The organism is Saccharopolyspora sp. ASAGF58 (assembly GCF_012277335.1).
In the GTDB taxonomy this organism is placed as follows: domain Bacteria; phylum Actinomycetota; class Actinomycetes; order Mycobacteriales; family Pseudonocardiaceae; genus Saccharopolyspora; species Saccharopolyspora hattusasensis.
Genome location: NZ_CP040605.1, coordinates 3309898 through 3322785, shown reverse-complemented (window position 1 = coordinate 3322785; position 12888 = coordinate 3309898). Strand labels below are relative to the sequence as shown.

Below are 12888 nucleotides of genomic sequence, written 5' to 3'. Positions count from 1 at the left end.
CTTACTGCTTCAGGCGCACCGTGGTCAGGTCAAGTTCACGGTAAGCCTTGACCTCACCTTCAGCGATCCGCTCCGAGAAGCCGTACTGCACCGGCTGCGTCCACAGCGGGATCAGCGGCAGGTCGTCGGCGAGCAGCTTCTCCGCATCGGCGTAGGCAGCGGTGGCCGCCTCGATGGTGGGAGCCGCGTTCGCCTTGTCGAGGGCCGCGTCGAACGCCGGGTTGCTGTACTTGTAGTCGTTCGACGACGCGTTCGTGCGGTACAGCTGGGTCAGGAAGGTCTCGATGTTCGGGTAGTCGGCCTTCCAACCGGTCCGGAACAGGCCGCTGAACTTGTATCCGTTGGCCTTCTGCCGGAACTCGCCGAACGTCGGGGTCGGGACGAACTGCGTCTCGATGCCGAGGTTCTGCTTGATGCTCGCGGCCACCGCCTGCACCCACTCGTTGTGGCCGCCGTCGCCATTGGTCTCGACGGTCAGCACGCCCTGGAAGCCACCCGCCTGCTGCAGGTACTGCTTGGCCTTCTCCGGGTTGAACTCGCAGGCCTCACCGCACTGGTTAGGGTGGTAGCCGTCGACCGCCGCGGTGGCGAAGCCGTCCGCCGGGTCACGACCACCGGCGAACACCTGCTGGGTGATCGTCTTGCGGTCGATGGACATCGAGATCGCCTTGCGCAGCAAGGGGTTCTTGAACTTCGGGTCGTAGAGCGGGAAGCCCAGCGTCTGGGTCAGCAGACCCGGCTTCTGGTGGGCGTGCTCGCCGAGGTCCTGCTTCCACTTGTCACCGATCAGCGCGGAGACCGGGATCGCCCGCAGGAAGTCCAGGTTGCCCGCGGTCAGGTCCTGGTAGGCGCTGTCGAGCTGCTCGTAGACCTTGAACTTGGCGCCCTTGATGGCCGGCTTGTTGGCGCCCGCGTAGTTCTCGTACGCGGTGACGTTCAGCTCCTGGTTCGGAACGCGGGACTCGAACTTGAACGGCCCGTTTCCGATCGGGTGTTCCTCGAAGGCCTTCGGGTCCTTGAAGAACGAGTCCGGCAGCGGCATGTAGGCGGAGTAGCCCAGCACGACCGGGAAGATCGTAAACGGCGCCTTCAGCCTGACGGTGAAGGTGTTGTCGTCGACGACCTTGAGGCCGGACAGCTCCTTGGCCGCCGGCGGCGGGGCCTGCTGCGGCCCGTCCTTGCCGTCCGGGTCCTCGGACTGCATCTGGTCGTAGCCGTCGATCTGCTCGAAGAAGCTGGCGCCCTGGAGGCCGTTCGGACCGTATGCGTTGTAGTTCCAGGCATCCACGAAGTTCTTGGCCTTGACCGGGGTCCCGTCGTGGAACGTCCAGCCCGGCTTCAGCTTGATCGTGTAGTTCTGGTGGTCGGTGGACTCGATCGAGTCCGCGACCGCGTTCTCCACCTTCAGATCACTGGCCCGGTAGTCGACCAGGCCGGTGAACAGGGCATTGACGACGAAGCCGCCGTTTTCCTCGGTGGTGTTCGCCGGGACCAGAGGGTTCTCCGGCTCGCCCCAGTCGAGGGTGACGATGCCGTCGTCTCCGGAGCCGCTGCCGCCTCCACCGCAGCCGGTGGCGATCATCGCCACCGCCAGCGGGGCGGCGACCATTGCGGCCAAGCGTCCCTTTCGCATGTAGGTCCTCCCGCTTCCACGCGTGCCCCAAGTGTTCATTTCCGGGGTCACCACGCGCGGCGGATCATTCACCGCCGCGTCAGATGAGCGTAAACATAAGTGAGAACCTTTTCACAGCAATGCCCTGTCACAAAGCCGTCACCTTCTGAATCGTTCTAGTAAATTTGTCACCCAAAAGGCGGAATATAGCGTCCACATCCTGAGAACTAGCTGATAGACAGTGCTATCCCGTCCAGGATGTCGTGCTCACTGACAGTCATGACGGAAATGCCAGCGCGCTCCGCCAATTCGTCTGCCAACACCTTCACGACCAGCGCACCGCCGCCGATCACGTCCACTCGACCTGGGTGCATGGCGCCGATCGCGGCGCGTTCGTCATGCGTCATACGAAAAAGATCGTCGCTGATCTGTTCGACTCGAATCTGGGAAATATGGGAAAGATGAATTGCCGCCGGATCGTATTCGGGCAGTCGCTGTGCGATTGCGGACAAGGTGGTCACCGTGCCGGCCACCCCGACCCAGGTGCGCGCGCCCGAACAGTCCACCGCCGCGAACGCGTCGTCGAGGATCTGCCGGGCCACCTTCTCGGCCTCCCGGACCTCCTCGTCGGTGGGCGGGTCGCTGTGCAGGCAGCGCTCCGTCAGCCGCACGCAACCGACGTCGGCGGAGTACGCGGCGGTGATGTCGGCGCGCACACCGTCCCAGGTGCCCACGACTAGCTCGGTGGAGCCGCCGCCGATGTCGGTGACGACGAACGGCCCGTCCTCCGGGTCGAGGTCGCCGACCGCGCCGGTGAACGACAGCCGCGCCTCCTCGTCGCCGGTGATCACCTCGGCGTCGACCCCCAACGTTTCCCGCACCATGGCGAAGAAATCCTCGCGGTTGGACGCGTCCCGGGTGGCCGAGGTCGCCACCATGCGGACGCGCTCGACCCCCTTGCGAACGGCGATCGCGGCGTACTCCGCCAGCGCCGCCTGGGTGCGCTCCAGCGCCTCGTCGGCAAGCCGGCCGGTGGCGTCCACGCCCTGCCCGAGCCGGACGATCCGCATGCCGCGGTAGACGTCGCGCAGATCGCGCCGACCGTCGTCGTGCGCGGTCACGTCGGCCACCAGCAGGCGGATCGAATTCGTCCCGCAGTCGATCGCCGCGACCCGTGACATCTGCGTCCTCCTCGTTCGTCGGGTAGCGCCCACCGCGCCCCCACCGTTCACGCTACCGGCCAGGCACGAGCCGCCCAGCAGACCCGGAAACGCGAGACGCGCAGCGCCAGCCGGCGGTGGTAGCAGGTGATCGGCTTCAGCAGAACGCCGACCGTGAGCCTTTCGGGTTGCTATGAATTACCCGAATGGCTCACGGCCGGCGTGACTCACCGGATCGGCAAGAATCCCTCCGGGACGACGCAGGGCGCGAGCAGGCCTTGCGTTCCCGATTCGACGTAGACGGTCTGGCCCGGCACCGCGGCGTGCGGATCGCTCGCCCCCGGTTTCAGGACCGTGCCCGGCGACTGCTCTGAGGTGGCGAACTCCCCGCTGCTGAGCACTCCCGGGGCGCAGGACGTCGGCGCCTCGTCCGGCGTCGAGGACGGCGGCCTCGCCTCCACCGGCGGCGCGGGCGTGGACGGCGGCGGAACCGAAGCCCCAGTCGGAGCCACATCGGGCGGCACAGGCGCAGCAACCGGCGGGCTCGGCTGGCCTGAACCCGGCGGCGGCCCTGGCGGTGCCGAACCCGCTGGCGGACCGGGCTGCGTCGAGCCCGGCGGTAGATCCGGTTGGCCTGAGCTGGGCGGCGGTGCAGGCTGCGCCGAACCCGGCGGCAGGCCGGGCTGGGCAGAATCCGGCGACACGCCGGGCTGCGCCGAGTTCTGCGGTGGCGCAGGCTGATCCGAAATCGGCGGTGGACCTGGTTGGCTTGAGCTCTGCGGTGGCGCAGGCTGGCCCAAGCTTGGTGGCAGGCCCGGTTGGCCCGAACTCGACGGCGGCGCAGGCTGAACCGAACCCGGCGGCAGACCCGGTTGGGGCACGGTCGGTGTCGGGTTCGGTGGGGTGAGTTCCGGCGAGGACGGTTCCGGGATCTCCAGCGGCGGGACCCCGATCGTCGGCGGCTCCGCCGGGCGGGGCGTCGCATCGGGCGGCGGGCCGGTCGGTGCGGGCGTGGCCGGGGTGGGCTGCGGCGCAGGCGCTCCGGTCGGCGCTGGAGGCGCGGGCGGAACCATTGCCAGCACCTGCGGGCCGTCCGGCAGGCGCTCGCCTTCGAGCACGTCGCCGACCTCCGGCGCCAGCTCGGAAGGCGTCGGCGTGACTCCGTGCGCATATGCGGCCGCCCAGATCAGCACCGTCCGCACGTAGCTGTCGGAGTGGTTGTAGCGGAACACCGCCGCCGCGAGGTTCTGCGGACTGCGCAAGTCGCCGCCGCTGCACAGATACCGCGCAGCCGCGACGCTGGCGTCGTAGATGTTGTGCGGGCTCGCGACCCCGTCGTCGTTGCCGTCGACGGCGTACTTCTGCCAGGTCGACGGGATGAACTGCATGGGCCCGACCGCCCTGTCCCACACCGGGTCACCGTCGTAGCGGCCCGCGTCGGTGTCCGGGATCGCCGCGATGCCCGGGTCGCCGGACAGCCGAGGGCCGAGGATCGCCCGCACCGTCGTGCCGAGCACGTCGACGTTGCCGGAGCGAGCGTGGCCGGACTCGATCCGGCCGATCGAGGCCAGCACCGACCAGTGCAAACCGCAGTCCTGCCCACCGCGATCCATCTGGTTCGCGGCCCGCACGTAGGCGTTCAGCACCTCTCCCGGGATGCCCAGCGACCCGGTCGGCAGTTCCACCTGCGGCCCCGCGCCGGTGGCGAGTTGCCGCGGGTCGGCCGCCCGCGCCAGCACCTCGGGGCTGAGCAGCGGTACCTGCGGGAGGTTCCCGCTCACGCCGAGTTCGCGCGGATCGGGCTCCTCGCCGACAGGCTGCCGAGGATCGGTCAGGAACGAACTCGACGCCGCCAGCGTCGTCGGCAGCAGCAGCACCGGAGCCATCGCGGTCACGGCAACCCACTTGCGCGCCTTCCGCCGAGCCACCGCGCCGAGCCGCGGAGCCGATTTCCACTCGTGCTTGCCGCGGCGCTTGTTGCGAGCCGTCACTAGCTTCCATCCCCAGACGAACATCACCGGAAAAACCGAGATGGCTCCTTGGATACACCACCGGTTCGAGGAACGCCGGATGGCGAGCGGGCACGTCACCCGTCCGACTGGTGATCGAATGGGCTGGCCGGTCCGGTTGCTCCGAACAGGCGGCGCAATCACCGGAATCCCAGCTATTCGGGTGAGGTTAGCGCCTACCCTCCGAACATGGCGCTCATCGACGCGCCGCCCTCATTCAGCACCCACCCGGGTAGCCGAAAGCCGCCTCCGCTGGCCAGGTTCGATCCGCTCGCTACGGCAACCGGGTCGATGAAGGCCCCCACGGTGGTGGCGGAAGCGCTGGAATGCCTGGGTGGCAACGGATACGTCGAGGAATCCGGAATGATGCTGTACCGGGAAGCGCCGCTGAGCTCGATCCGAGAAGGCTCGGGCAACGTCACCGCGCTGGACCTGTTGCGCGCACTGGACCCGCCGACGCAATTTCCATTGAAATCGAAGGCCCAATTTCAATGAGGTGATCTCAGTAAGAAGTCTCTGGAGGGCGGCCTGCCGGAATGGGTGTGTGATCGGGTAGGGCTGGCCCGGGGAGAGTGGGACGTGGGGTCCCTGGTAGAAGAAGTTCGACCAAGAAAGGATCTTCGACCAGGGAGGGCCCCACGTGGTCACGTATTCTGCCAAACTCGATGTTCCCCGTGAACTGGTGGTCTTCCTCAGCCGGCTGTTGGCCGGTGAACGCCGCCGGAAAGGGACCCGCAAGGGGCGCCGGGCGTTGACCACGTTCTGGCAGGCTGTGCTGGTCCTGCGGTGGTTCCGGGACGATACCGACATCACCAAACTGGCTCGCGATCACGGTGTCGCCCGTGCCACCGGCTACCGGTATGTCGACGAGGGCATCAAGGCACTGGCCGCGCAGGCCCCGGATCTGCACGACGCCCTGCAACGGGCCAAAGACAACGGCGACGCCTATCTGATCCTGGACGGCAAAAACTTCTCCTCCGACCGTCTCGGCGAAAAGACCACCAGCGCCAAAGGCGCCGAGATCGACCTGTGGTACTCCGGGAAAACCCGCGAACAAGCCGGCAACATCCAAGCACTGACAGACCCGGACGGGTTCCCGCTGTGGGCCTCCGACGTCGAGCCCGGGTCCATCCACGACATCACCGCCGCTGAAAACCACGTCCTCGGCGCCCTGTACTGGGCTTACTCCCAGCTCAACCTACCCACCCTGGCCGACGGCGGCTACCAGGGTGCCGGAGCCGGGGTCCTCACCCCGATCAAACGCCCCAAAACCAGCAAAGGCCGCCCACTCGACGTCGACAACCAGACCTACAACAAACTGCTGCGCGGCCTGCGCGCCCTCGGCGAACGTGGATTCGCCCTGCTCACCGGCCGTTGGCGCGTCCTACGACACTTCACCACCAGCCCCCGCAAAATCGGCCTCATCGTCAAAGCCGCACTCGTACTCACCCAATTCGAACACGGCCGACTCGCATAACCCCCTACTGAGATCAATTCAATGGAAATCGCAGATCATCGGCGTGTCGCACTCCGACACGCCGATGGCTGTGGACAACTTCCGCAATTTCAATGGAAATCAGAGGTCCGATTTCCATTGAAATTGCGCCCCTCCCGGCGGGTCAGCGGTTGAGCAGGTAACGGTGCTCGGGCCAGCGTTCGGCGATCAGGTCGATCGCCTCGTCCCCGAACGGGTTGACTCCCGGCCCCTTGGCCAGGGCATGGGCGATGTGCACGTGGAGGCACTTGACCCGGTCCGGCATGCCGCCGGCGCTGACCTGGGTGCCCAGCGATTCGAGCGCGTCGCGTTCCGCGAGGTACGACTCGTGCGCGTGGCGGTAGCGCTCCGCAAGGTCCGGGTCGGTGGTCAGCCGCTCGGCCATCTCCCGCATCAGGCCCTCCGCCTCGAAGGTGGAGGCGTGCGCCACCAGCTGCGGGGCGGTCAAGTAGTACAGCGTCGGGAAGGGGGTGCCGTCCTCCAGCCGCGGCCAGGTCTGGACCACCGTGGGTTCTCCGGCCGCATCCCGCGCCGCGATCGCGTGCAGACCGCGCGGCGGCCGACCGAGCTGCCGGCGGATGCATTCCCGATCCGCGTCGCTGACCGTCGGCACGCCCAAGTTCACCGTCAAGATCCCTTTCCCATCACCGAATTCCAGAGGTCTTCGTACCACGGCGCGCCGTCTTCGGCGGGGGCGACCGGGGGCGGCGGCGCGGCCGGTTCGGTCGGCACCTCCACGATGTAGGGCGTCTCGCCTGGGCGCACGTAGCCCAGCCGGGCCCGCGCTTCCGCTTCCACCTGCGCCGGATCGGAGAGCTCCGCCTTGCGCTGTTCCAGCTCCCTGACCTGCTGGGTCAGCTCCGCTTGCTGCTGTTCCTGCTGGGCCAGCTCGGCGCGTTGGCTCAGGTAGGTGCGCAGCGGCACCGACACGCTCAGCGCCATCACGCAGACCAGCATCGCCAGGCCCGCGGCCCGCCTGGTCGAGGAGAGCTTGAACGCTCCCCCCGTGCTGGACCGCGGGCGGGACCGGGTCGACGCCTGCCGACCCGGTCTCCGGCCCGAGGTCCTGGTCCCGTCCCGGCGGACGCGCTCACCACGGCGCTCCGCCGGGGACTCGCCCCGGCGGTTGCGCCGCTGTGGATCCGATGCGCGCCCGACCGGCATGGCTCAGCTCTCCGGCGTGAACCGCGGGAAGGCCAGCTCGCCCGCGTAGCGGGCGGCGTCACCGAGGCCCTCCTCGATGCGCAGCAGCTGGTTGTACTTGGCGACGCGCTCGCTGCGGGCCGGGGCACCGGTCTTGATCTGGCCGCAGCCGGTGGCCACCGCCAGGTCGGCAATCGTGGTGTCCTCGGTCTCGCCGGAGCGGTGGCTCATCATGCTCTTGTAGCCGCACGAGGTGGCCAGGCTGACCGCGTCCAGGGTCTCCGACAGCGTGCCGATCTGGTTGACCTTGACCAGCAGCGCGTTGGCCGCGCCCCGGCTGATGCCGTCCTCCAACCGCTCCGGGTTGGTGACGAACAGGTCGTCGCCGACCAGCTGCACCTGGTCGCCGACCTGCTCGGTCAGGCTGGTCCAGCCGTCCCAGTCGTCCTCGGCCAGCGGGTCCTCGATGGACACCAGCGGATAGGCGCCGAGGAGTTCCTGGTAGTACGCCGCCATCTGGTCGGCGGTGCGCTTGGAGCCCTCGAAGTTGTAGGCACCCTCGGAGAAGAACTCGGTCGCGGCGACGTCCAGCGCCAGCACGATGTCGCGGCCCAGCTTGTAACCGGCCTTCTCCACCGCCGAGGCGATCAGGTCCAGGGCCTCGCGGTTGTTCGGCAGGTCCGGGGCGAACCCGCCCTCGTCGCCCAGGCCGGTGGCCAGGCCCTTGGCCTTGAGCACCGTCTTCAGCGCGTGGTAGGTCTCGGTGCCCCAGCGCAGCGCCTCGGAGAAGGTGTCCGCGCCGATCGGCGCGATCATGAACTCCTGGATGTCGACGCCGGTGTCGGCGTGTGCGCCGCCGTTGAGGATGTTCATCATCGGCACCGGCAGCACGTGCGCGTTCGGTCCGCCGACGTAGCGGAACAGCTCCAGCCCGGAGGTCTCCGCAGCGGCCTTGGCTACCGCCAGCGAGACGCCGAGGATGGCGTTGGCGCCCAGCCGGGACTTGTCCGGCGTGCCGTCCAGGTCGACCAGCTTCTGGTCGACGACGCGCTGCTCGGTGGCGTCCAACCCGGTCAGCTCCGGGCCGATCTCGTCCAATACCGCCGCGACCGCGTTCTCGACACCCTTGCCGCCGTAGCGGGCGGCGTCACCGTCGCGCAGCTCGACGGCCTCGTGCTCGCCGGTCGAGGCACCTGAGGGGACCGCAGCGCGGCTGAGCGTGCCGTCCTCCAATGCCACTTCGACCTCGACGGTGGGGTTCCCGCGCGAGTCGAGGATCTCGCGGGCTCCGACCTGTTCGATGATCGCCACGTGTGCTCCTAACCAGCCTTTGAACTATGGACGAAGCGGGCCGTCCCGGCGTTCCCGCGCGCGGCGAACCGGCCGAACGCCCGACGACCGACTACGAGCCTAACGGGGCCGGTGAGGCCGCCGCCGCAGGCTCGTGCGCTGCCGACGGGCCCGGGTTTTTCGACCCCGATCGGCAAGCCCCCGTCCGGCCGGTGTTCGAATCACGGACACCAGCTGGAAGACCATCCGGACGGAGGTCTCGGAACAGTCGATCGGCACGTAACGTTGTCCACGCCATGACGACCGAAGGCACCGTCGAAGCGTTCCGCCGGGCAGAAGAACTGCTCGCGCAGCGCCGCCCCCTGGAAGCCATCCGTGTCTTAGAACCGGTCCTCGACATCGCCGCCGACAAGCCGAGCGTGCAACTGCTGCTCGGGCGGGCTTACTTCTTCTCGGCCCAGCTGCGCCGCGCCGAGCGGGCGTTCCTGCGCGTGCTGGAGTTCGACCCGTCGGACCACTACGCGCGCCTGGTGCTGGGCCGCACCCTGCAGCGCCTGGGCCGCTTGAACGAGGCGCGCGCCCAGATCAGGCTGGCCGCGACGATGCACCCGGTGCCCGCGTACCAAGAAGCGCTGGGCGAGATCAACGCCCACATCGCCACCCGCGACATCTGACCCGGCGCTGCCCTGGGGGCTGGAACCGCGCTCCGTCGCCCTCCGGCCCGCGATTTCGATGCGAAATCAGCGTTCGCCGGGCGGCGGTTCGGCCACCGGCGCGGTCGGGGGCTTGCCGAACACGCTGACCAACCCGACGCCGACGACCATCGCGGCCAGCGACGCAACGGCGACCACGAGCCGCCCGAAGGCGGCCGACAGCGGCGACGTGGTCTTGATCACGCCACTCAGGCTACTCGCTAGCAGCTCCGGCCCCCAGCGGCCGATCAGTCGAGTCGAGAGCAACCGCCCCCGATCACTCCACCAGTGCGAAGGTCCCCGCAGGCAAGATCCCCGCAGGCAGGTCCCCAACACCGGGTACCGGCCGCAATTTCAATGGAAGTTGCGGTTCTCCGGCGTGTCGGACCACGACACGCCGGAGGGTGTGGACAATTCCCGCAATTTCAATGGAAATCGGACCTCTGATTTCCATTGAAATTGCGGACGACGTCAGCCTTCGACCCCGAGGGCGCGGCTGGCCTTGCCGTAGTAGTCGGCGTAGTCCAGGACTTCCTGGCCGTAGCTGCGGCTCTTGTTGTAGGCCAGCAGCGCCGCCCAGAACCGCTCCGGATCGTTCAGGTCACCGCCCACGCTGCACAGGTAGTTGCCCGCAGCCAGGGCAGCATCGTCGATGTCCTGCGGATCCCGGACCCCGTCGCCGTCGGCGTCGATCGCCCAGGCGCGCCAGGTGCTCGGGATGAACTGCAGCGGCCCCACCGCGCGGTCCCACACCGTGTCGCCGTCGAACTCGCCGTCGTCGGTGTCCGGAATGCGCTTGACGCCGGAGCTGCCGTCCAGAGGTAGCCCGATGATCGGCTTGCTCGGCCGCCCGGTCTCGTCCAGCCGCGCCCCGCCGAACCGGCCGTGGCTGGACTCCACGGCACCGATCCCCGCGAGCAGCGACCAGCTGAGCCCGCAGGTCGGCGACTTCGCCTCGATGGCCTGCTGCGCGTAGCCGTAGGCCTGGAGCGCGGCGCGCGGGATGTTGAGCTCGTCGGCCATCGACTCGGCCCAGCCGGCGAGCTGCCGCTGCGGCCGGGCGCTCGGCGGTATCGGCGGACCGCCCGGCGCGAGCAGCTCCACCATCGGCGGGGCGACGCCGGGATCGGGCGGCGCGACCGCCGACGGCGGCGTGAACTCGGTGCTTCCTCGCGACGACGAGACCGGCGGTGCGCAAGACGCCAGCAACGTGAGCACCGGGGCCAACAGCAGCCATAACCGACGCGGCAAGAGCATCCTCCCTACTACACCCCCAGATGCACAGGGGCGCCGATTTCAGCAGAGCGTGCCCCCGTGGAGAAATATCGCCGCGAGACGTGTTTCGTCAGCCGATGCCCGCGACCAGTGTGCGCCACTACTCCGAACGCACACCCGCCGGGTCCGGCAAATCGGACACCAGCTCCCGCCAGTCGGCCGCCGAGAGCTCCGCCGGCTCCCGGCCGGACTCGCGGGCCCGCCGTTCGGCCGAACGGATGCGCTCGGCGAATGCCAGCGCGACCGCGCGCAGCTGGTCCTCCGGGTCGTGACCGGCCAGCTTCGCCTGCGCGGCGCTGTCGAACAGCACCTCACCAGGGGTCTCGCCGCGCGGCATCGCGTCCGCAGGAATCCCGGCGCGGTTCGCGCGCTGCACCAGCTTGGCGGCCAAGGCCACCGCCGGCTGCCCCAGCGCGACACCATCCACAATGGACTCCCGCTGCTTCTCCTGCTGCTTCAGCTCCTCCCAGCGGGCGTGCTGCGACTCGGCGTCCAGCAGCGCCGGTCCGTCGGCGAAGACGTGCGGGTGCCGCGACACGAGCTTGCTGACAAGGCCCGCGGCGACCGCGTCGATGTCGAACGGATCGGCCGGATCCTCCGTCGCGACCCGCGCGTGGAACAGGACCTGCAGCAGCACGTCCCCCAGCTCCTCGCGCAGCGCCTCCCGGTCGCGGTGCTCGATCGCGTCGAGCAGCTCGTAGGTCTCCTCGACGAGATACTTGCGCAGCGTGTCGTGGTCCTGCTCGGCGTCCCACGGGCAGCCGCCGGGCGAACGCAGCCGGTCCATCACCGTCACCGCGTCCAGCAGCTCGATCCCGGCCGGCGCCGGGGCGGCGATCAGCCGCGCACCCGCGGCGCGGAGCGCGTCGGCGTCGGCGCAGCCGAGTGCGCCGACGATCAGCACGACAGGCTCCCGAGCCGCCTGCGCCAGCAGATCTGCGGCCGCAGGCGGCGCGGGGGCATCGAGCGCCGCGCGCGTAGCGGGCGCGAGGCCGGGTTCGGCGTAGACGGCGGCAGCGCTGCGCAGCAGCGGTAGCGCCGCTGCCGGTAGAACGTCGCCAAGCCGGTCGTCGACCACGACGACCGCGGAACCTTCCTGCACCCGGACCTCGCTCATGCTGCGATTGTCCCAACCCGCAACACCCGCCGTGGCCCCGGGCGCGGAGTCGTTGGTCACGTCGACAGCAGTTTCAATTGAAACCGCAGCGGAACCACAGGTGTCCGCAGTTTCAAATTGAAACTGTCAGCTCGCCGGTCAGCCAGCCGCCGGGGCTGGGACTGGGGCTGGGGCTGGGGCTGGGGCTGGGGCCGACAAGCGGAAGCCGGCGGTTTCGCCCTCGCTCGGGACCGCCACCAGGTTCACGCGGTCCCAGACGCCGTAGCGCGGGCTGAGCCGCACCCCGACGCGGTCCGCCGTGATGCCAAGCAGGCCGATGCCGAGGCTTTGCAGCATCTGGTCGCCCATCCCACCCGAGGATGCCGTCGGGGGCGCATCGGTGCGGCGCTCCTTGATCCGCGCGATCAACCACTGGCCGGAGTTCGTTTCCGGCTCGAACGCCAGCACCGTGCCGGGCTGCGCGCCGAACAACGGCGCGAGCTTCGGATCGTCGCTGGGGCGCAGCTTCTGGTCGAGCACCGCCAGAACGCCGGCCTTGGCGTCCTCCTGGACGAGCGCGGCGGCCTCCGCCGGGCCCTGCGCCATGCGCTTGGCCTTCTCCTCCGCCTCGCCGCGCGTGCTCGCCCGGCTGTAGTCGAAGGTGATCGCCAGCCGGTCGACGTACTTGCGCCCGAGTTCCGTTTCCAGCAGGTAGGTTCTGACCACGTCGCGGAGGCCCTCCGGGGTGTTGATCCCACCCTCGGTCGCCGTCTGCGGCCCGCCTACCTGGTTGATCAGGTCGGCGACCTGCTGGTCGGTGACGGTCAGCCCCTCGTCGCGGGCCGCCTGCGCGACCAGCTCCTGCAGGACCAGCTGCGAGGCCAGTTTCCTACCGAGGTCGTCGAGTTGCCCCTGCTGCTGCCACTTCTCCCTGAGGCCCGGTTCCTTCGCAAGCACCTCACCGAACCAGGACTGGACATCGGAGACCGGGATGCGGTTGTCGCCGACGATCGCGGCTGCGCCGACCTGGCTGGGGCCGGAACCGCAACCGGCGAGCAGCAGCCCGGCTGCGGCGATCGATGCGAGAAGGCGCCCGTGGCGCGGCATGCGGAACCT

The 12888-nt window shown here is 69.1% G+C and carries 12 protein-coding genes and 1 pseudogene; 3 read left to right on the top strand and 10 right to left on the bottom strand.

The annotated features are described in order from the left end of the window. Position 1 precedes the first annotated feature (1 nt). The 3 genes from FDZ84_RS15780 to FDZ84_RS15770 all read right to left on the bottom strand — a co-directional run bounded on the left by FDZ84_RS15780 (position 2) and on the right by FDZ84_RS15770 (position 4763). Positions 2-1633, bottom strand: a complete 1632-nt coding sequence (locus tag FDZ84_RS15780; protein WP_210435583.1) for an ABC transporter substrate-binding protein — start codon at positions 1631-1633, stop codon at positions 2-4. 206 nt (positions 1634-1839) lie between these two features. Further along, positions 1840-2793, bottom strand: a complete 954-nt coding sequence (locus tag FDZ84_RS15775; RefSeq protein ID WP_168586527.1) for a Ppx/GppA phosphatase family protein — start codon at positions 2791-2793, stop codon at positions 1840-1842. A 206-nt stretch (positions 2794-2999) separates the two neighbouring features. Next, positions 3000-4763 (bottom strand): lytic murein transglycosylase, encoded by a 1764-nt coding sequence (locus FDZ84_RS15770; RefSeq protein WP_246869035.1) that lies wholly within the window; start codon positions 4761-4763, stop codon positions 3000-3002. Between the two features lie 312 nt (positions 4764-5075). Here FDZ84_RS15770 and FDZ84_RS39995 point away from each other — a divergent pair. Further along, positions 5076-5228: pseudogene (locus FDZ84_RS39995) on the top strand (acyl-CoA dehydrogenase family protein); the annotation flags it as partial. Between the two features lie 193 nt (positions 5229-5421). Continuing rightward, complete coding sequence (locus FDZ84_RS15760) at positions 5422-6258, top strand: transposase family protein (RefSeq protein WP_168584616.1); 837 nt, start codon at positions 5422-5424, stop codon at positions 6256-6258. Between the two features lie 142 nt (positions 6259-6400). Here FDZ84_RS15760 and FDZ84_RS15755 read toward each other — a convergent pair whose 3' ends face one another. From FDZ84_RS15755 to eno, 3 genes are read right to left on the bottom strand one after another with little or no spacing between them, the layout of a single operon-like run. Further along, positions 6401-6901 (bottom strand): DUF501 domain-containing protein, encoded by a 501-nt coding sequence (locus FDZ84_RS15755; protein WP_168590090.1) that lies wholly within the window; start codon positions 6899-6901, stop codon positions 6401-6403. Between the two features lie 2 nt (positions 6902-6903). Continuing rightward, positions 6904-7440 carry a septum formation initiator family protein gene (locus FDZ84_RS15750; RefSeq protein ID WP_168586525.1) on the bottom strand — a complete coding sequence of 179 codons (537 nt, stop codon included), beginning with the start codon at positions 7438-7440 and terminating at the stop codon, positions 6904-6906. Between the two features lie 3 nt (positions 7441-7443). Continuing rightward, positions 7444-8730, bottom strand: a complete 1287-nt coding sequence (gene eno, locus FDZ84_RS15745) for a phosphopyruvate hydratase (protein ID WP_168586524.1) — start codon at positions 8728-8730, stop codon at positions 7444-7446. Positions 8731-9005: 275 nt separating this feature from the next. On the opposite strand from eno, the gene FDZ84_RS15740 reads away from it, so the two are divergent. Then, positions 9006-9383, top strand: a complete 378-nt coding sequence (locus tag FDZ84_RS15740) for a tetratricopeptide repeat protein (protein WP_168586523.1) — start codon at positions 9006-9008, stop codon at positions 9381-9383. Positions 9384-9449: 66 nt separating this feature from the next. Here FDZ84_RS15740 and FDZ84_RS15735 read toward each other — a convergent pair whose 3' ends face one another. The 4 genes from FDZ84_RS15735 to FDZ84_RS15720 all read right to left on the bottom strand — a co-directional run bounded on the left by FDZ84_RS15735 (position 9450) and on the right by FDZ84_RS15720 (position 12879). Further along, positions 9450-9605 (bottom strand): hypothetical protein, encoded by a 156-nt coding sequence (locus FDZ84_RS15735; protein ID WP_210435581.1) that lies wholly within the window; start codon positions 9603-9605, stop codon positions 9450-9452. Positions 9606-9872: 267 nt separating this feature from the next. Continuing rightward, the gene (locus FDZ84_RS15730; RefSeq protein ID WP_246869034.1) at positions 9873-10658 is read right to left on the bottom strand and encodes a lytic transglycosylase domain-containing protein; all 786 of its coding nucleotides are present in this window, start codon (positions 10656-10658) and stop codon (positions 9873-9875) included. Between the two features lie 118 nt (positions 10659-10776). Then, positions 10777-11793 (bottom strand): MazG family protein, encoded by a 1017-nt coding sequence (locus tag FDZ84_RS15725; RefSeq protein ID WP_168586521.1) that lies wholly within the window; start codon positions 11791-11793, stop codon positions 10777-10779. 138 nt (positions 11794-11931) lie between these two features. Further along, on the bottom strand, positions 11932-12879 hold the full coding sequence (locus tag FDZ84_RS15720) for a SurA N-terminal domain-containing protein (protein WP_168586520.1): 948 nt from the start codon (positions 12877-12879) through the stop codon (positions 11932-11934). Between the last annotated feature and the right edge of the window lie 9 nt (positions 12880-12888).